The organism is Streptococcus sp. SR1, assembly GCF_000526075.1.
GTDB lineage: Bacteria > Bacillota > Bacilli > Lactobacillales > Streptococcaceae > Streptococcus > Streptococcus halitosis.
The window spans coordinates 44785-63367 of the sequence record NZ_JATR01000019.1 but is presented as its reverse complement, the minus strand read 5'-3'; the positions used below and the strand labels follow the sequence as shown (position 1 = coordinate 63367).

Here is an 18583-nt window from a genome sequence, read left to right as displayed (position 1 = left end):
TAATCTAGCTCCATTTCAAAAAATAAAAAAAAGCTTAGAGTTCTCTAAGCTTCTATTTTAAAAGCGAATTGCTTCACGTGTTTTTTCATATGAAGTCACAAAACGATTTGTAACTCCTGGTTCTGCAACTTCCAAGGCTTGAGAGATCTTCTCAAATGATGCCCGATAGTCAAACTCTTTCTCAAAAATTTCAAGTGCTTCGTTGAAAGCCTCTTGGATGCGTTCATCAAATGAACGGTAGCGATTTGAGTATTGGAGAAGTTGCTCAGTCAAGGTTGCATATTGAACAATATCGTATGTTTCTGTCTCAAGTACTGCCATATCATTCGTTGCAATTTCAAGAATTCGCTTAACAGATTCAATATTAACCTGCGGTTGTTCTAGCTCCGCCATCAAATCTTCAGTGTTATGACTTGCAGTAAAGAAGAGTTTCAAGAAACTTTGAGGGATTCCTGGTAAGTTTCGCTTTTCCATGTAACGTTTGATGGTGTGCAAACGATTCACATAGACATTTGCTTTTTGGCGAGCATTGAGGTCGTCTTTTTCAATTTGCGCAAGTCGTTCGCTCACAGAAATTTGCTCATCTTCAATATCTTTGAGATTGCTTTGAAGCATTTCCAACTGTTCTTCAAGAACAGAATAGGCTTGAGCAGATTCTCTTTGATCCTCTGTTACTTCTAAAATAGCGGTATCAAGTGCAGCTAATTCTTCTTGAAGTCGGCGAACATGATTTCCATCACTTTCTGGAAGAAGATAAGTTTTATTCAGGCGTTCAAGATCCTGAACAAGCACCTGATTATTTTCTTTCAAGTGGTTGAGATAGGTTGGAAGTGTTGAGAGAAGATTCTCAACGACTTTTTGAGCTTCAATTTCACGAGTGAAAATATCATAAAGTGCGTTGATTTCTTCTTGAATGCGATTATTTTCATACTCTGCATTGTCCAACTCCAACTGACGAATGTTTTCTTGATTATTCTTCAAAGATTCATGCAAAAGTTGGAAACGTGACTCAATATCTGTTTCAGTAAAGTGGTAATTGGCATCCAAAAGCTTACGATAGCCTTCTTCCAAATCTGCTAATTGGTCTGGTAATTCCTTTGTCAAGGTTTCAACAAGAGCTGGAATCCGATCAACAATATGCGTTAGAGCAAGAATATGATTTTCAGTATCATCTAAGATTGCTGCAGCTTCAACTGGGTCACCTGATGAGTTAAGGGTAACGAATTGAGAGAATTCCGATTGGATGTTTTCCAATTGTTTCTCAATCTCAGGAAGAGCTTTTCCATATTTCTCTGAATCTTCTGCAACGGTATGTTGAAGGGTTTCAAACAAGTCCAAAGCATGTAGGACACGACCACTGTTCTTAGATTCTTGCTTTTCGAGTTCAGAAAGGGCATTGCGAATAGCTGCAATATCCTCTTCAATCAAACTAATCTGGCTTTCAATTTGATCAATCTTGTGAGCTGCTTTAAAGAAACGGAAAGAATTATTGTAGTTTTCAGCTTCAAAGAGGTGATTTTCGATGTCTGCAAATGAGTTCAGAGATAAATCAACCCATTTTTGATTCCATTCACGAAAGGTTACCTGACTTTGACCAATTAAGTGCATATTTTTAACGGCTTCAACCTCATCATTTACAGGAAGGTTGTAGAGTTCTTCTTTTCTTTCTTCAAGGGCCGTTAATCTGCTTACATTACGCTTACGTAGAAAAATGGCTGTTACATAAGCTAAAATCAAAATGACCGCAATCGCAACCATTAGATAAATTAGTTGTCCATTAGACATATCAAACTCCTTTTATACTAGAAACAATCGTAATGATTATATCATATTTTTTAAACCAAGGGAACTATTTCCCACATTTTTTAGACGTCAAGTGTACTGTAAACAGCGTTTTCTTCGATAAATTCGCGACGAGGTTCTACCCGATCTCCCATCAACATATCAAAGATTCTATCTGCTTCAGCAGCATCATCTACTGAAACACGCGCCATCAAGCGATGTTCAGGATCCATGGTTGTTTCCCACAATTGGTGGTCATCCATTTCTCCCAACCCCTTATAACGTTGGATGGTTGGCTTTGAGCGCCCTTCACTATGACGTGCTAAGGCTTCTTGGAGTTTAATTTCTTGATCTGTACCTGGCTGAATGTATTCTTTGATCTCACTTCCAACTTTAACCCCATAAATCGGTGGTTGGGCAATATAAACATAACCAGCTTCTAGGATTGGTTTCATGTAGCGGTAAATCAAGGTTAGCAAGAGAGTTCGAATGTGGGCTCCATCGACATCGGCATCGGTCATCAAAACGAGTTTTTGGTAACGAGCCTTAGTAACATCAAATTCTGCGCCAAATCCTGTCCCCATGGCTGTGAAGAGACTCCGAATTTCTTCGTTAGCAAGAATTTTATCCATGCTAGCCTTTTCAACGTTCAAGATCTTACCACGAATTGGAAGGATAGCCTGGAACTCACGGTTACGACCAGATTTAGCTGATCCACCAGCCGAGTCTCCTTCGACGATGAAGAGTTCGGTTTCAGCAGGATTATTTGAAGAACAGTCTGCTAGTTTTCCTGGAAGATTGGAAATTTCCAAACCAGATTTCTTGCGCGTGACTTCACGCGCACGCTTGGCGGCCACACGAGCCTTGGCAGCCAAAACCCCTTTTTCCACGATGCGCTTAGCAATCTGTGGATTTTCCATGAGAAAATCAGAGAAGGCATCGCTGAAAAGGCGATTGGTGATCTTAACCACTTCACTATTGCCCAGTTTGGTCTTGGTTTGTCCTTCAAACTGTGGATTTGGATGCTTAACTGAGATAACTGCAGTCAAGCCTTCGCGAACATCTTCCCCTGTTAGGTTGTCTTCATTGTCTTTTAGCAGCTTATTTTTGCGGGCATAATCATTGATAACACGCGTCAGTGCTGTACGGAAACCTTGCTCATGCGTTCCACCTTCATGGGTGTGAATATTATTGGCGAAACTCATGACATTTTCGTGGTAACCGGTTGTGTACTGCATGGCTACTTCAACAGTAATATCATCCATCTCACCGTCTGTGTAGATTGGTGTGTCAAAGATAACATCCTTGTTCTCGTTGATATATTCAACATAGCTAGCAATCCCGCCCTCATAATGGTAATGTTTAGTCTGTTCGAGACCTTCACGCTTATCTGTGATGGAGATTCGAAGACCTCGGTTCAAAAAAGCTAGTTCTTGAATACGTTTATTCAATTTGTCAAAATCAAAGGTCGTTGTTTCTGTAAAAATCTCTGGATCCGGTATGAAGTGAACTGTTGTTCCGGTTCTATCCGTATCCCCAACCACCTCAAGATCAGCAACAACATGACCACGACGGTATTCTTGGTAATGAATCTTACCGTTTTTATGAACATGAACATCTAGTTGAGTTGAGAGGGCATTTACTACTGATGAACCTACACCGTGCAATCCACCTGAAACCTTGTATCCGCCACCACCGAATTTTCCTCCAGCGTGAAGAACTGTAAAAACGGTCTCAACAGCGGGACGACCTGTCTTTTCCTGAATATCAACAGGAATTCCACGCCCATCATCCACAACGGTGATGGAATTATCTGGCTCTATAAAGACTTGGATGTGACTAGCAAATCCAGCTAGGGCTTCGTCAATTGAGTTATCAACGATTTCCCATACTAGATGGTGAAGACCTTCTTTTGAAGTCGATCCAATATACATACCTGGACGCATACGAACAGCTTCAAGTCCCTCCAAAACTTGAATTTGACTGGCATCATAATCTTGTGCCTGTTGATTTTTGATTTCTTCTGTCATTTTTTCCCTTTTCTTACATGTCTATTGCTTGTCTCAGTGTCGCAACGTTATTAAAAAGATAGGCATCTAAGCCAGCAGCTTCACCTGCTTCTACATCAATCTTTCTGTCACCAATGACCAAACCGGATGAGATATGATATTTATCACGTAAATAAATCATCGACTCAGGATCTGGTTTTCGTTTGAAACCAGAACTGGCAGTCACGACCTCTGTGAAATAGTCAGCTATCTGAGTCTTTGCAAGAAGTTCTAGAACTTGGTCATTTCGATGAGAAACTAAGAAATGACGGCCACCCTTGTCAGAGATGTCTTTTAGTAACTCTGGAATTCCCTCAAACAAAACTGGATACTCTAGCTCACGCGCTTCATTTTCTTTGTAGTTTTCTAAAAAATTCTCGATGGCTGGGGCAAACTTCTCAATGGCAAAAGCTGTCGAAACCTTCAAGGCTTCGTAGACACAGTCGTGTTCTTGCTTTATTCCGTATTGGGCTAAGGTCTCTACAAAGGCTGCTGTAGAAGTCTCATAATTATCCAATAGGGTACCACCTAAATCCCATATGTAGTCGTGATATTTCATACCCTTCATTATACCATTTTTTTACGAAAAAAGCGATGATTTCCTAGATTTTTCCAAGCAAAAACGAGAGCCGAACTCTCGTCTTACTGTTAATTTCCAAAGACATCTTGATAGAGCATGCCGACTCGTAAACTTTCTGCATCTCCTCCCAACTGCTCTACCAACTCATAGGCAAAGGCAAGGGCAGTTGACGGTCCTCGGCTGGTTGTTAGATTGCCATCCACAACTACTGTTTCCTTTCGGTAAATTCCGTCACTGATGTTTTCCTGAACACCGTCATAACAGGTAAAGTGCTTGTCTTTCAGCACACCTGCTTGATGGAGGGCGATTGGGGCTGCACAGATGGCAGCAATTTTCTTTCCTACTTGGTCAAAGGCTTTAATCTCAGAAATGAGGGCTTGATTATCCCGTAGGTGAGCTGAGCCTGGCATACCACCTGGAAGAACTACTAAGTCATAGTCGGACAAATCGCCATCAAAGATACGGTCGGCTTTTACCTGAATGCCATGTGATCCTGTCACCTGCTCTTCAAATCCTACCATATCGCATGAAATGTTTGCTCGACGCAAGACATCAACTACTGTCAAGGCTTCAATTTCTTCAAAACCCTGGGCTAAGATAACTGCTACTTTTGCCATAGTGGCCTCCTTATTTGATTTGTTTTAGGACGACTTTCTTTCGTTTGAATGGAACTTTTCCACTTTTCTCCTCCGCTAGGTTGGTCTGGTAACTCATCGATAAGAGGAGACCGACACCGATGAGGTTACTAATAATTGCGGAGCCCCCTTGAGAAATGAAAGGCAGAGGAATCCCTGTCAAAGGAAGTAAGCCTGTCACGGCACCGATATTTTCAAAGATATGGAAGAGCAACATCATGATAAATCCAGTCGAAATGTAGGTGTAGAACTGGTTATTTGACCTGATTGTAATCTTCAACATCCGATAAATAAGAAGCAAGTACAGGGCAACGACAAAGACCGAACCAATGAAGCCAAAGTCTTCAGCAATTACGGTAAAAATCATATCACTCTCACGTACTGGAATGAGGAGATTGGACACATTGAAACCTTGTCCAAACAAGCCACCACTTCCAATCGCAATTTGCCCCTGCGCCTGTTGGTAAGTCGTTGTTTGCGCAAAGTCAAAGGGATTGAGCCAGGCCAAAATACGGTTAATCTGGTAGGTTGGCATTCCAATCTGATGCAAGAAGGCACGTCCATCCTTGCTTATAAAGATGGCCATGAATCCTACAACCGCAGTAACTCCTGTCGCAAAAACCGGAATGATAATCTTCCACGAAACACCCGAAAGGAGAACCATACCGGAAAAAATAGCTACAAAGACCAAGGCAGTCCCCAAGTCACTTTGTAGGGCTAAGAGGATCAAGACTGGGATGGTAAAGGCAATCATCCAACCAATCAATAGAAAATCCAAGGGAATAGTCCGTTGCCATTCCTTGTGTTTTTGAGTGAATCTTACAATGACTCGAGCTAGCATCAAGATATAGGAAATCTTCATGAACTCAGATGGCTGAAAGAGTGTCGTTCCACCAATCGATACCCAGTTCTTGGCACCTGTTGACGCTACAAGATTTGGATTGTAGAAAACAAGAGGGAGGACCATCAAGGCTAGGCCTAAACCATAGAGATAAGGAGTCACCTTCCATAAAAACTCAGTATTGAAGAACATGACCACAAAACCAATGACAAGGCCCAAGGAAATCCAAGCGATTTGCTGGCCTAGTATTGGTAACACATTATTTGGATAATCATGACTAACTGCTATATAAATGGCCACTACTCCAATCACCAGTAAACAAAACACTGGTAGAAGGAGGCTATAATCGACTCGAGAGTCGAAGGAACGTTTCATATTTTTTACCTTTTCTCTTTCTTGGATTTTTCTTTCATTCTATTGCGACGGGATTGGAGAAAATCAGCTACAGCAGGCTCTAGCTGTTCTCTAGAAAGAACCTGAACAGCCCTTTCTTTTGACAAGGTCTGGGCGATTTGTTTGCCGTAGCGCTTGCTGACAACACGACTGTCTAAGATTACAGCAACCGAACCTTGGTTGGGCCGTCTAACAGTACGACCAAGGGCTTGTTTTAGCCGAATGATCGCCATCGGCAACTGATAATCATAAAAGGGATTCTTCCCTTCTTGACGCAGTTCTTGGTTTAATTTTTTGGTTAAAGGTTCTTGGGGATTTTGAAAAGGCAATCTCGGAATTATTTGGATTACAAATGGATGGGTAGAAAAGTCAACTCCTTCCCAGAAACTACCTGTTCCAAGCAAGATTTGGCGTTCACCTTTTTCAAAACGTTTTTTCAGTTGGCTTGGTTCCCCATTTTTATACTGAGCTAGATGCGGTTGGTCGAGCAGGTCCGAAACTGCCAGCAGCATTTCTTTTGAAGTAAACAAAACCAATAAGGGTTCTTGAAAGGCTTGTAACCTTCGAATAACAGAAGCCACTTCACTAGCATAGTCAAAATGCGGAACTTCTGTCACAAGAGGAAAGTCATTGACTAGAAAGACTTCTTGTTGCTCCTGCTTTGCTACATCAAGCTTAACAAGCGGAGCATCTGGAAATCCCAATAGATCTGCTAGGGAAACCCGATTGCTGATTTCAAGAGTGGCCGATACTCCTAGGAGCCTACAATCTTCTGGCAATAGGTCTGCTAGTATAAAGCGGCCTTTTTTGCTTGAACAAATCAAGACATCCTTGCTCGATTTCTCTACTGTAGCAAGCCAAAATTCACGGTCCGAGGTGAAAAAGTTTGCAATCTCTCTATACTCTGGGAGAGCTAACTCCGAAAAATGCTGGCGCAACTCTTCGAGAGAATCCAACCACTTTCCATTCTTAAGGCCTGACTGACAGTGCTCTATCAAGTATCGACATTCAAAGCTAATACTCTCAAGCAAGCGTTTCTGAACCAAATCTTCCTCTGTCTCCAAGGACTTTTCAATTTTGGTTACAAGCTCCTCAAGGCGATAAGCCTGCTGGGCTAGATTTTCAAGAGCTAGCAGCATTTTTTGAGCTTCATCCAAAATCACCAAACGATTGTCGACAAACTCTGGATTGTCTTCCAAACGAGTGACCAGATAGGCATGATTGGTCAGAAGAACACGACTGGTCTTGGCCTTTTCCTGCCCTCGTTTCCAAAAATCCTCTGTAGCAAATAAACTTTTCTTTGAAAGCTTGCCATCGTGGACTAGTTCTGGCAGAAAATGCTGGTAGCGATAAAGCTGCCCGATTTCGTCCAAGTCACCTGTCTCTGTCTCTGTTATCCAGATGAGCAGTTGCATTTTAAAGCGAGTAAATAGACGATTGGACTCCGGCCGATGGAGGACTTGGTGAAAAGCATCCAGTTTTAAATAATTTTGAGGCCCCTTGAGACTATGAATTTCCATATGGAAGACCTCTTTTAAACGCCGACCTTCTTCTTGCATGATTTGATTTTGAAGAATTTTGGTCGGAACACTCACTAAGATACCTGCTTGACTCTCCAAGTTCAAAGCTGGGAGGAGATAACCATAAGTCTTGCCCAGTCCCGTTTGAGCTTGGATAAAGGAAGTCTGGTGTTCTTCCAATAATTGCTCAATCTTCTCCGCAAATTCCAACTGTTGCGGACGCTCCTCCAGCCCCAATAAAGAAATGTTTTTAGCAAAGTCTTTGGATAACTTTCGTGGGACTAAGCCTTTGCTTTCCTTTTTGAGGAAAAGCCCATGAAGCTCCATCAAGTCGGGCGAAAATAAGAGAGATTGTTGCTGATAGACCTCCTCAATCACCAGATAACTTTCATAGAGAAGGTTGGCTGCAAGGTTTAATAAGCTTTCTAAAAGCCCTTTAGGTAGCTCAAAAAGTTTTTGACGCATGTAAAGCAAGAGTTCAGCTGTTGCTTGAGCATCTGACAGGGCAGTATGGGCATGTTCCAGCTCAATGCCCAACTCTTGACAAAGGATACCTAGATTGTACTTTTCAAATTGAGGATATAGAACTTGGGCTAACTCAACAGTATCCACCCGCGGGGTGCGCAATTCATATCCTTCAAAAAAGAGGAATTCTGAAAGGAGGTTGGCATCAAATTGTACATTGTGCGCAACAAAAATACCGTCCTTAACCAATTCAAAAATTTTTCCGGCCACCTGAGAAAACTCTGGTGCCGCAGCCAAACGCTGATCGGTCAGACCCGTTAATTCTTTGATATGAGAATCCAAGGGTTCATGGGGATTGACATCAGTCGCATACTGATCGATGATTTCACCATTCTCAATCACCACAATGCCTACTTGAATAATTTTTGCCTTGCTTCCGGTGCTGGTCGCCTCTAAATCAACGACCACATACCGATCATTTCTCGAATTCATCATTAAAAATTATATCAAAAAAAGCATGATTTGACACCCCTCAACTTTGATAACAATCTCGCTTTAATTGCGAGTTTGACTAAAAATCAAGACCTTAAAAGTGAGAATTTCACGCAAATTCAGCAGTTGGTCGCTAGTTCTGAGGTATTTGAAAACCTTATTAACAAAGCTACATCAACATAAAAAAGACAACCAAGGTATTAGCTGCCTTTTTGAGATATTTTTTTCATTGCTTTCGGAAGTAGCTTGCTAATTTCGGTTGGCAAGACAAGGTAGTTTTCTTGAGCTAGTTCTTGCGCGATAGCTGAATGAAGGTGAGTCGCTACCACCACTCTCTCATAGAGACTGACTTGGTGAAACTGACCTGCAAAACCTGCAATCATCCCGGCCAGAGTATCTCCCATCCCACCAGTTGCTTGATAGGGGCCTCCGACTTCTAATTGATAATATTCAGGCTGCCCAGCTTGCCAGATACGAGTTGCCGGACCTTTCTCAACTAAAATCGTTCCTTTAGGAAAAGCAGAAAGAGCCCTAGCAGTCGCCTCTGTATTTTGATGGTCAAGAACTATACCAGACAGTCTTTCCCATTCCTTTTGGTGGGGAGTTAGGATGAGCTGACTAGAAAGAAATGGTAACTGGCCGTTTGCTAAGATGCCCAAAGCACCGCCATCTGCAATTAAAATCTGGTCTTTTCTAAGGCTGTCAAAGACCCTTTTTACCAGTTCTTCTCCAAATGCATCCTCTCGCAAACCCGGACCTAACAAGACAACTTCTGCCTTTTCCAACTGTTCTTCTAACAATTGCTGGTCTTGAAGAGAAAATGCCATGGCCTCAGGTAAATGACTGTGAAGAGCCGGAATATTCTCCTTATCCGTGCCAACAGTCACCAACCCTGCCCCACTTTTGACTGCTGCAATGGCTGACATGATGATAGCTCCCCCATAGGGATAGGTCCCTCCCAGCAAGAGCAGGCGACCGTAATCTCCCTTATGGCTGTGACGAGAACGTTCAATAATGACTTTTTCTAATAAAGCTTGATCAATCACTTTCATCGTTTTTTCCTTTCACTCCATTATACTACAAAAGGAGGGGCAAACCTCCTTCTATCTATTTTCCCTTAAATTCCGCAAAGGTCTGTAAGATTTTAGCTGCCACTGCTGGAGAAGGTTCTCCTTTTAGCTCTAATGTGTCATCTGCATATGGAGTAAGGCCAGCAAAATCTCCTATCTGGACAGAATAGAGAGACGTTTTAAATAGTTCAATATCGTTTTGGTCATTTCCAAAAGCGATGAAGTTCTCCCCGCATAACTTTTCAACAGTTGTCGCCTTATGAGTATCCAAGGGGTTGACATAAAGGCACTTTTCATGCGCATGATAGGAGAGATGAGCCTGCCCCAGTCTTTCTAACTGACCTAGCAGATCATCAAGCAACTCCTCGTGGTCGCCCATATAAACAACTACCTTAATCGGAGTACCCAAGCCCTCGAGTTTCTGATGACGAGCTACCTTTAGGGGATCCACACTGGAGAAAAATGGAATCTTCTCTACAATCTGACCACTATAGTCAAAGCAATCATCTACAAAGAAAGGGAGATTATAAGTCTGGCAATAATCAACTAGCGCATGATAAACTCTAGCATCGAGATTCCTTTCGAAGATAGCCTTCCCCAAATGATAGGCTACGCCACCATTCAACCCTATGACCAAGCGCTGACTGAGTTCAGAACCTAATAAACCCAAGCAATCCCGATAAGAGCGGGCTGAGGCAAACACAAGCTCATGCCCATAATCTTCAGCCTTTAAAAGAACCTGCTTAATCTCCTCATCAATGGTCATGTAGTCAAAAGATAGCGTTCCATCCAGGTCAAATACGAATTTCATCTTCCTAGTCCTTGTTTAGTGTTCGAAGCGCTGCCTGATAGGTTTGCTCCATTAGCATGGTAATAGTCATAGGTCCAACTCCACCCGGTACAGGTGTGATGTGACTGGCAAGTGGGGCAACCGCATCATAGTCAACATCTCCACAAAGCTTGCCATTTTCATCTCGGTTCATCCCAACGTCAATGACAACCGCTCCTGGTTTGACAAAGTCAGCAGTCACAAACTTAGCGCGACCGATAGCTACGACAAGAATATCCGCCTTAGCAGCCACCTTGGCAAGATGATGGGTGCGTGAGTGGGTCAAAGTCACAGTCGCATTCTTAGCCAAAAGAAGCTGAGCCATTGGTTTCCCAACGATATTTGAGCGACCAATAACAACCGCATTTTTACCTTCCAAGTCAATCCCATACTCATGAAACATTTCCATAATTCCTGCAGGTGTCGAAGGAATCATAACTGGATGACCAGACCAAAGACGCCCCATATTTAGCGGATGGAAACCATCCACGTCTTTTTCGGGATCAATGGCTAATAAAACTGCCTCTTCGTCAATATGTTTTGGCAAAGGTAATTGAACTAAAATCCCATGCCAAGCTGGATCTTGATTGTATTTGGCAATCAAGTCTAACAATTCCGCTTGGGTAATGGTCTCTGGAACTCGCACTACTTCACTACCGAAGCCAGCAGCGAGAGCTGACCGTTCCTTATTGCGAACGTAGACTTGGCTGGCAGGATTGTCTCCCACCAAAATCACTACCAATCCTGGAACTAGACCTGTTTCTTCTTTTAGTTTAGCCGTCTTTTCAGCCAACTGTCCTTGTAACTTAGCTGCAAGAGCCTTCCCATCAATAATCTGTGCCATATCTCTTCTCTTTTCTATCAAATATCCTCTATTATATCAAAAAATAACTCGCCATTCTAACACTTCTTGCCTAATGGACCTTATAGTCTGAAATTATAAGAAAAAGCCCTTATCGAGCTTTTATGCTTATTTATACTAAGTAAACTTGTCAGGCTTTCTTTTTGACTTTTGGAGCCGGTAAGACTTCATACATCTCCTTGATTAATCTGATTAGACATGACTTATCTTCAATGTCTTCTATCAAAATCATCTCCTTAGCTCCTTCATAAGGACGTTCAAGCCTAGTCTGCCCCAGTTGATCCAAGACCACCTTCACAGGCTTCAGTAACAAACGATTATCATAGATTCCCCAAATAATCTTCCCACGATAATAAAGGATATACTCTCCCATCATTGGACGATAACTCATCTCCTCTAACTCCGATAGCTGTTCAAGAATAAAATCTAAATATTCTTTACTGGAAGCCATAATGCCTACTCCATTTCTTCTAAAAATGAGGTATTACAAAACCTTACTCAAAAATTCCTTGGTCCGTTGTTCTTTTGTTTGATCGAAAATCTCCTCTGGTGTTCCATCTTCGACAACAACTCCATCCGCCATAAAGATAACACGGTCTGCTACCTCACGCGCAAAACCCATTTCATGAGTCACAATCACCATAGTCATCCCTGACTTGGCAAGGTCTTGCATAACAGCTAGAACTTCTCCAACCATCTCAGGGTCTAGGGCTGAAGTCGGCTCATCAAAGAGCAAAACATCTGGTTCCATAGCAAGTCCACGTGCAATGGCAATCCGTTGTTGCTGACCACCTGATAAACTCTGAGGATAAGCCGTCGCCTTATCTGGCAAGCCAACTTTTTCTAACAGTTCCTGTGCTCTTTTCTCCGCAACTTCCTTGCTTTCACCTTTGGTTTTAATTGGTGACAAGGTGATGTTTTCCATGACCGTCATATTTGGAAAGAGGTTGAATTGTTGGAATACCATGCCCATCTTTTCACGCATGGCAAAAAGGTCATTTTTCTTATCTGTGATATCAACTCCTTCAAAGATAACCTTACCTTTACTTGCTTCTTCAAGGAGATTCATCGAACGAAGGAGAGTTGATTTCCCGCTCCCTGACGGACCGATAATGACCACAACTTCTCCACGTTTAATCTCAAGATTGATGCCTTTTAAAACTTCATTTTTCCCAAAAGATTTATGTAGTTCTTCAATTTTAATCAAGGTTTCTGTCATTATTTCTTATCTCCTTGTCCAATATGTTTTTCAAATGCTTTCAACGCCACTGTCAAAACAGAGGTCATAATCAAATAGTAAAAGGCTGCAAATAAAAGGGGAGTCAACGGTAAATAAGTTGTTGTCGCTACTGTCGTTGCACCATTCCACAACTCCATCACCCCAATCGCAGACAAGAGGGAACTATCCTTGATAATGGTGATAAATTCATTTCCCAGAGCTGGAAGAATATTCTTGATAGCTTGTGGCAAAATGACATAACGCATGGCATTTTTCGGACGAATACCAAGAGAGTAAGCGGCCTCTAACTGCCCTTTAGGAACCGCATTGATCCCCGCACGAACAGTTTCTGAAACGTAAGCACCACTATTCATAGAAATAATCAGAATACCAGGAATCAAACGAGAAAGATCAACTCCTAAAATTCCCACTTGGATAGTCGGAGCATTGATATGCATAAGAGCAAAGGCAATCATAATCTGAACCATCATTGGAGTACCACGGAAAATCCAAACATACACATTTGCAAACCAAACGAGCGGTTTAAAGCGTGAACGTTGGGCAAAGGCCAGTAACACACCTATAATGGTCCCTAAGCAGACAACAAAGATGGAAATCAATACGGTAATCAGAGCACCATAGTTAAAATATGGTAAATACTTTGGTAAAAAAGAGAAATTCATATTCAATCAACTTTCTATGTATTAGATTGTATGATTATAACATAGATTGAATTAAAATGCAATCCTTTTTCTCTAATTTTAACAACTAACTTGATAGAATGGAGAAATAGAGAGAAATCACAGTTTTTTTCTAGTCAACTACCTCTTGTTTATGGTAAAATAGAAACGATAAGAAATGGAGGAGAATCAAAATGGAATCACATTTGGTTAGAATCATTAACCGCCTAGAAGCAATGACACAAGATGGTGGAAATCTAAAACGTAATTTTGAACGTGAAGGTGTTGTTGTCGCAGAAGTTGCATACAGCCACGACGAAGAAAACGGATCACTCTTCACCCTTCGCGATGTAGAAGCTCGTGAAACTTATACCTTTGATAGCATTGATTTGATTGCAATGGAGATCTACGAACTCCTTTACTAATATAAAAACAACGGGCAGTAAGTCCCGATGAATGAGAATCCTTTTTGTCACCACAAATGGGATTTTTTCTTACCTTCAAGTCGCTGGATTCTCCATAAATCCTTCTTTTAAAAACGACCACTTCCCAATCTTTTTACTTGCTTTACACCTTAATCATGCTATAATGAGAGTATAAAACTTTGACTATTCTTGACCTTTTTCTTAGGCCAAGTATACGAATGAAATGAGGTAGATGTATGCTCTGTCAAAACTGTAAAATAAACGACTCAACAATTCATCTGTATACCAATATCAATGGACAGCAAAAGCAAATTGATCTTTGTCAAAACTGCTATAAAATTATCAAAACAGATCCAAATAATACCCTCTTTAAAGGAATGACTGACTTAAACAATCATGACTTTGATCCATTCGGCGACTTTTTCAATGACTTGAACAATTTCAAACCTTCTTCTAATAACGTCCCTCCAACTCAATCTGGTGGGGGATATGGAGGAAACGGTGGTTATGGACCTCAAAACCGCGGACCTGTTCAAACACCTCCTCCTAGCCAAGAAAGAGGACTCCTAGAGGAGTATGGTATCAACGTGACTGAAATAGCTCGTCGAGGAGATATTGACCCTGTTATCGGTCGAGATGAGGAGATTATCCGAGTTATCGAAATCCTCAACCGAAGAACCAAGAACAACCCTGTCCTTATCGGAGAACCTGGTGTTGGTAAAACAGCTGTTGTCGAAGGTCTAGCTCAGAAGATTGTCGATGGTGATGTTCCCCATAAACTCCAAGGCAAGCAGGTCATCCGTCTGGATGTGGTTAGCCTAGTTCAAGGAACAGGGATCCGAGGCCAATTTGAGGAACGTATGCAAAAACTCATGGAAGAAATTCGCAAACGCGAGGACATCATCCTCTTTATCGATGAAATCCATGAAATTGTTGGCGCTGGATCTGCTGGCGATGGCAATATGGATGCAGGAAATATCCTCAAACCAGCCCTTGCCCGTGGTGAATTGCAACTGGTCGGTGCCACTACTCTCAATGAATACCGCATCATTGAAAAAGATGCTGCTCTCGAGCGCCGTATGCAACCTGTCAAGGTAGATGAACCAACTGTCGAGGAAACCATTACCATCCTCAAAGGGGTTCAAAAAAAATACGAAGACTATCATCACGTCAAGTACACAGACGCTGCTATCGAAGCTGCTGCAAATCTTTCCAACCGCTACATCCAAGACCGCTTCTTGCCAGACAAGGCCATTGACCTCTTAGATGAAGCTGGTTCTAAGATGAATCTGACGCTAAACTTTGTTGATCCTAAAGTGATTGATCAGCGTCTAATTGAAGCTGAAAATCTCAAGGCTCAGGCTACACGAGAGGAAGACTTTGAAAAAGCTGCCTATTTCCGCGATCAGATTGCCAAGTACAAGGAAATGCAGAAAAACAAGGTGACTGACCAAGATACTCCTATCATTAGCGAGAAAACCATTGAGCATATCATTGAGCAGAAAACCAATATTCCTGTTGGAGAACTCAAAGAAAAGGAACAATCTCAGCTTATCCATCTAGCAGACGACCTCAAAACTCATGTCATTGGTCAAGATGAAGCTGTCGATAAGATTGCCAAAGCCATCCGTCGTAATCGTGTTGGACTTGGAACTCCTAACCGGCCAATCGGAAGCTTCCTCTTTGTCGGACCAACTGGTGTCGGTAAAACAGAACTTTCCAAACAACTAGCCATTGAGCTCTTTGGTTCTGCTGACAGCATGATTCGCTTTGATATGAGTGAATACATGGAAAAACACAGTGTGGCTAAATTAGTCGGAGCCCCTCCAGGCTATGTAGGCTACGATGAAGCTGGTCAACTGACTGAAAAGGTTCGTCGCAATCCCTACTCTCTCATCCTTCTCGATGAAGTTGAAAAAGCCCACCCAGATGTGATGCACATGTTCCTTCAAGTCTTGGATGATGGTCGTTTGACAGATGGGCAAGGACGTACAGTTAGCTTTAAGGATGCCATCATTATCATGACCTCAAATGCGGGTACTGGTAAGGCCGAAGCCAGCGTTGGTTTTGGAGCTGCTCGTGAAGGTCGAACCAACTCTGTTCTCGGTGAACTCGGTAACTTCTTTAGTCCAGAGTTTATAAACCGTTTTGATGGCATCATCGAATTTAAACCTCTCAGCAAGGACAACCTTCTCCAAATCGTCGAACTCATGCTAGCGGATGTCAACAAACGCCTCTCCAGCAACAATATCCACCTCGATGCGACAGACAAGGTCAAGGAAAAATTGGTTGACTTAGGTTATGATCCAAAAATGGGGGCACGCCCACTCCGCCGTACCATTCAAGACCATATTGAGGATGCCATCACTGACTACTACCTTGAAAATCCAAGTGAAAAAGACCTCAAGGCAGTTATGACAAGCAATGGCAAGATTCAAATCAAATCTGCCAAAAAAACTGAAAAAATCAAAGAGAATACTTCTGAAAGAGAAGATTAGAACTCGTAAAAAAGAACAGGAAATCTTGTTTCCTGTTCTTTTTTAATTCTCTTCTTGAACTTGATAGCGAAGAATTGTTTTTAATTTGTTTGGCTCCGTTCGATGAAGATTATTGAGATAGATTTCTCGGTGGACTTCCGAAGTTCTTTTGAGCTTATGAAGTTGACAAAAATGCTCCATCTCTGCAAAAGTCTCATTTTCAGTATCAAAAGGTCCTACATGAAGCATAGCAAGGCTTGGGCCTTCTTCTATCTTTTCAAAACGAACAGCCTCATAGAGAGGATTTAGCTTCTTGATTTTGACCTCTTCCAAAGCTTTTTCAAATAGTTCTCTCGTAATATAATCGGGTTGCCCAATCATAATGCTATAAGAAAGCTCACTTTTTACCAGTTCTCCCTACTTCTCCTTTCTCCATACACCTTCTAAAGGAAAGACAGTAAAATCAGTGTAAACATCATCCAGAGGAGCTTTTTTATACTTCATCTTTATCGCATAGGCTAAGGCATATAAGGCCCCTACGCGTTCTGAAAAATCTTCTTGATTTGGATCACCTTTACCATCAATCACGATATAGAATTGACCTGGTACCTGCAGGATGCTGGGCCTAGCTTTCACTTGATAAAGATCTTTTGCTTCTTTTCTCCATTCGTATTTCATTTGTTTCTTCTCCTTTCTATCTCTAGTATAGCACCAAAACCCTGACATCTTTTGTCAAGGTTTGTAAAGTTTTTGGATTTTTTCTACTCTAGAAAGCAATTCCTTCTTCAGATGATTGGGGGCGAGTATTTCCACTCCATCTAAATAAGACAGGAGGTAAGTATACATGCTTTCGTGGTCAGGTAGGACAGTCTTGACATAATAATATCCATCTTTCCCCAAGCTAATCTCATCTTCTGAAAAATCTTCATAAACCCGGAAAGCAAGATTGGGGCTAAACTTCAAGGAAACTTCGATTTGATGTGCCACTTGATCTGAACCATCAACGCAATCCAGCACATTTTTCTGCTTCACAGTTTCAGTTGTTAGGTGATAGTTCCTAATTCTAGACAATTTGAAAAAACGCCACTCTTCTTTCAAACAACAGTAGGCATGAAGATACCAATCTCTCTTTTTAAATATGAGTTTAAAAGGTTCAACTGTACGAACCGTTTTCTGACCACTCCCACCCAGATAAGTGACCACCAGTCGCCTCTTCTCTAGAATAGCTTGTTTGATGTTATCAAATAATTCTTTTTGACCTTCTCGCTTCCTCCAGTCAGTCAAGACTACTTCTATCCAAGGGCTAGTAGAAACTTGAAAAATAGATTCCAACTTTTCAAGCAACAGGTCTTGCCTATCATCGGTCAGGGATTGAATCCCTTGCAAAGCTGACAGAAGTTCTAATTTTTCATCCTCCGATACGAGAGTACGATCCAGAACAAAGTCCTTCATTAAAAAGATTCCGCCCGCCTTTCCAGGTACTGAATATAGAGGGATTCCCGCCATACTCAACCGCTCAATATCGCGATAAATCGTTCGTACAGATACTTCAAATAATCGGGCTAATTCAGGAGCCGTTATGCTACCTTTTTCTAAAAGTAGATATAGGATACGAAATAGTCTTGATTCTGCCATAAAATCACCTCTCTTTTATTATATCAGTTATAGTACGAGAGTTGGAAAGTTTAACTAGATAAGTATTGATCAAGACAAAGTAGCTATTTCTACACAAGTTCGTTGGTTTATTCTTGACAGCTAGCCCCTTGTCCATTATGATAATAATAAAGATACTAGATAATGAGGAAAATGCAATGGCAAACCCAACTTTTGGTGAAAAAAAAGAGAATGTGATCTACCAGTCCCGCTATGGTGTGTACGCAGTTATTCCGGATGCGGAGAAAAAACAAATTGTCCTAGTTCAAGCCCCCAATGGTGCTTGGTTCTTGCCAGGCGGAGAGATTGAAGCAGGCGAAGATCATCAAGAAGCACTGAAGAGAGAACTAATCGAAGAACTTGGCTTTACAGCTGAGATTGGAACCTATTATGGGCAAGCTGATGAGTATTTCTACTCTCGCCACCGTGATACCTACTACTACAATCCAGCTTATCTCTATGAAGCTATTTCTTTCCAAAAAGTACAAAAACCATTGGAAGATTTTAATCATATTGCTTGGTTTCCTATTGATGAAGCAATTGAAAAACTCAAACGTGGTAGCCATAAATGGGGAATAGAAGCTTGGAAAATCCAGCATAGAATTGGCTAAA

16 protein-coding genes and 1 pseudogene are annotated in these 18583 nt (G+C 41.6%); 3 read left to right on the top strand and 14 right to left on the bottom strand.

Annotated features, from left to right (window positions below):
- Positions 1 to 57: 57 nt before the first annotated feature.
- The 12 genes from ezrA to HMPREF1518_RS06420 form a co-directional block, all read right to left on the bottom strand.
- Positions 58 to 1785, bottom strand: a complete 1728-nt coding sequence (ezrA, locus tag HMPREF1518_RS06475; protein ID WP_000064800.1) for a septation ring formation regulator EzrA — start codon at positions 1783 to 1785, stop codon at positions 58 to 60.
- Positions 1786 to 1865: 80 nt separating this feature from the next.
- Positions 1866 to 3812, bottom strand: coding sequence for a DNA topoisomerase (ATP-hydrolyzing) subunit B (gene gyrB / locus HMPREF1518_RS06470; protein ID WP_033584988.1), 1947 nt, complete (start codon positions 3810 to 3812; stop codon positions 1866 to 1868).
- 13 nt (positions 3813 to 3825) lie between these two features.
- The gene (locus tag HMPREF1518_RS06465) at positions 3826 to 4389 is read right to left on the bottom strand and encodes an HAD-IA family hydrolase (RefSeq protein ID WP_033585046.1); all 564 of its coding nucleotides are present in this window, start codon (positions 4387 to 4389) and stop codon (positions 3826 to 3828) included.
- Between the two features lie 89 nt (positions 4390 to 4478).
- Positions 4479 to 5027 carry a DJ-1 family glyoxalase III gene (locus tag HMPREF1518_RS06460; RefSeq protein WP_033584987.1) on the bottom strand — a complete coding sequence of 183 codons (549 nt, stop codon included), beginning with the start codon at positions 5025 to 5027 and terminating at the stop codon, positions 4479 to 4481.
- Between the two features lie 10 nt (positions 5028 to 5037).
- Positions 5038 to 6261, bottom strand: coding sequence for an FtsW/RodA/SpoVE family cell cycle protein (locus tag HMPREF1518_RS06455; protein ID WP_033584986.1), 1224 nt, complete (start codon positions 6259 to 6261; stop codon positions 5038 to 5040).
- A 5-nt stretch (positions 6262 to 6266) separates the two neighbouring features.
- Positions 6267 to 8756: a bifunctional DnaQ family exonuclease/ATP-dependent helicase gene (locus HMPREF1518_RS06450; protein ID WP_033585044.1), complete on the bottom strand. Its 2490-nt coding sequence runs from the start codon at positions 8754 to 8756 to the stop codon at positions 6267 to 6269.
- 200 nt (positions 8757 to 8956) lie between these two features.
- Complete coding sequence (locus HMPREF1518_RS06445) at positions 8957 to 9808, bottom strand: NAD(P)H-hydrate dehydratase (protein WP_033584985.1); 852 nt, start codon at positions 9806 to 9808, stop codon at positions 8957 to 8959.
- A 55-nt stretch (positions 9809 to 9863) separates the two neighbouring features.
- Positions 9864 to 10637 carry an HAD hydrolase family protein gene (locus HMPREF1518_RS06440; RefSeq protein ID WP_033584984.1) on the bottom strand — a complete coding sequence of 258 codons (774 nt, stop codon included), beginning with the start codon at positions 10635 to 10637 and terminating at the stop codon, positions 9864 to 9866.
- Positions 10638 to 10641: 4 nt separating this feature from the next.
- Entirely contained in the window at positions 10642 to 11499 is an 858-nt protein-coding gene (locus HMPREF1518_RS06435; protein WP_033584982.1) for a bifunctional methylenetetrahydrofolate dehydrogenase/methenyltetrahydrofolate cyclohydrolase, read from the bottom strand.
- Positions 11500 to 11647: 148 nt separating this feature from the next.
- Positions 11648 to 11968 (bottom strand): TfoX/Sxy family protein, encoded by a 321-nt coding sequence (locus HMPREF1518_RS06430; RefSeq protein WP_033584980.1) that lies wholly within the window; start codon positions 11966 to 11968, stop codon positions 11648 to 11650.
- A gap of 33 nt (positions 11969 to 12001) precedes the next feature.
- The gene (locus HMPREF1518_RS06425; protein WP_000140925.1) at positions 12002 to 12736 is read right to left on the bottom strand and encodes an amino acid ABC transporter ATP-binding protein; all 735 of its coding nucleotides are present in this window, start codon (positions 12734 to 12736) and stop codon (positions 12002 to 12004) included.
- A complete protein-coding gene (locus tag HMPREF1518_RS06420; protein WP_002875953.1) occupies positions 12736 to 13419 on the bottom strand; it encodes an amino acid ABC transporter permease in 684 nt (227 codons plus the stop codon). The genes HMPREF1518_RS06425 and HMPREF1518_RS06420 overlap by 1 nt, the downstream gene beginning before the upstream one ends.
- 191 nt (positions 13420 to 13610) lie before the next feature.
- Here HMPREF1518_RS06420 and HMPREF1518_RS06415 point away from each other — a divergent pair, with 191 nt between their 5' ends.
- Together HMPREF1518_RS06415 and HMPREF1518_RS06410 are read left to right on the top strand one after the other, a co-directional pair.
- Complete coding sequence (locus HMPREF1518_RS06415) at positions 13611 to 13841, top strand: DUF1797 family protein (RefSeq protein WP_033584978.1); 231 nt, start codon at positions 13611 to 13613, stop codon at positions 13839 to 13841.
- A gap of 236 nt (positions 13842 to 14077) precedes the next feature.
- The gene (locus tag HMPREF1518_RS06410; RefSeq protein WP_033584976.1) at positions 14078 to 16339 is read left to right on the top strand and encodes an ATP-dependent Clp protease ATP-binding subunit; all 2262 of its coding nucleotides are present in this window, start codon (positions 14078 to 14080) and stop codon (positions 16337 to 16339) included.
- 42 nt (positions 16340 to 16381) lie between these two features.
- Here the strand turns inward: HMPREF1518_RS06410 and HMPREF1518_RS06405 are convergent.
- Both HMPREF1518_RS06405 and HMPREF1518_RS06400 read right to left on the bottom strand, forming a co-directional pair.
- Positions 16382 to 16996: pseudogene (locus tag HMPREF1518_RS06405) on the bottom strand (GyrI-like domain-containing protein).
- 54 nt (positions 16997 to 17050) lie between these two features.
- Positions 17051 to 17953 carry a helix-turn-helix transcriptional regulator gene (locus HMPREF1518_RS06400; RefSeq protein ID WP_033584973.1) on the bottom strand — a complete coding sequence of 301 codons (903 nt, stop codon included), beginning with the start codon at positions 17951 to 17953 and terminating at the stop codon, positions 17051 to 17053.
- A 176-nt stretch (positions 17954 to 18129) separates the two neighbouring features.
- On the opposite strand from HMPREF1518_RS06400, the gene HMPREF1518_RS06395 reads away from it, so the two are divergent.
- Positions 18130 to 18582, top strand: a complete 453-nt coding sequence (locus tag HMPREF1518_RS06395) for an NUDIX hydrolase (RefSeq protein ID WP_033584972.1) — start codon at positions 18130 to 18132, stop codon at positions 18580 to 18582.
- The last annotated feature ends 1 nt before the right edge of the window (position 18583 follow it).

Bases quoted from the DNA above. Each gene is read 5' to 3' on its own strand.
- ezrA (WP_000064800.1), bottom strand. From the start codon at position 1,785: ATGTCTAATGGACAACTAATTTATCTAATGGTTGCGATTGCGGTCATT.
- gyrB (WP_033584988.1), bottom strand. From the start codon at position 3,812: ATGACAGAAGAAATCAAAAATCAACAGGCACAAGATTATGATGCCAGT.
- HMPREF1518_RS06465 (WP_033585046.1), bottom strand. From the start codon at position 4,389: ATGAAATATCACGACTACATATGGGATTTAGGTGGTACCCTATTGGAT.
- HMPREF1518_RS06460 (WP_033584987.1), bottom strand. From the start codon at position 5,027: ATGGCAAAAGTAGCAGTTATCTTAGCCCAGGGTTTTGAAGAAATTGAA.
- HMPREF1518_RS06455 (WP_033584986.1), bottom strand. From the start codon at position 6,261: ATGAAACGTTCCTTCGACTCTCGAGTCGATTATAGCCTCCTTCTACCA.
- HMPREF1518_RS06450 (WP_033585044.1), bottom strand. From the start codon at position 8,756: ATGAATTCGAGAAATGATCGGTATGTGGTCGTTGATTTAGAGGCGACC.
- HMPREF1518_RS06445 (WP_033584985.1), bottom strand. From the start codon at position 9,808: ATGAAAGTGATTGATCAAGCTTTATTAGAAAAAGTCATTATTGAACGT.
- HMPREF1518_RS06440 (WP_033584984.1), bottom strand. From the start codon at position 10,637: ATGAAATTCGTATTTGACCTGGATGGAACGCTATCTTTTGACTACATG.
- HMPREF1518_RS06435 (WP_033584982.1), bottom strand. From the start codon at position 11,499: ATGGCACAGATTATTGATGGGAAGGCTCTTGCAGCTAAGTTACAAGGA.
- HMPREF1518_RS06430 (WP_033584980.1), bottom strand. From the start codon at position 11,968: ATGGCTTCCAGTAAAGAATATTTAGATTTTATTCTTGAACAGCTATCG.
- HMPREF1518_RS06425 (WP_000140925.1), bottom strand. From the start codon at position 12,736: ATGACAGAAACCTTGATTAAAATTGAAGAACTACATAAATCTTTTGGG.
- HMPREF1518_RS06420 (WP_002875953.1), bottom strand. From the start codon at position 13,419: ATGAATTTCTCTTTTTTACCAAAGTATTTACCATATTTTAACTATGGT.
- HMPREF1518_RS06415 (WP_033584978.1), top strand. From the start codon at position 13,611: ATGGAATCACATTTGGTTAGAATCATTAACCGCCTAGAAGCAATGACA.
- HMPREF1518_RS06410 (WP_033584976.1), top strand. From the start codon at position 14,078: ATGCTCTGTCAAAACTGTAAAATAAACGACTCAACAATTCATCTGTAT.
- HMPREF1518_RS06400 (WP_033584973.1), bottom strand. From the start codon at position 17,953: ATGGCAGAATCAAGACTATTTCGTATCCTATATCTACTTTTAGAAAAA.
- HMPREF1518_RS06395 (WP_033584972.1), top strand. From the start codon at position 18,130: ATGGCAAACCCAACTTTTGGTGAAAAAAAAGAGAATGTGATCTACCAG.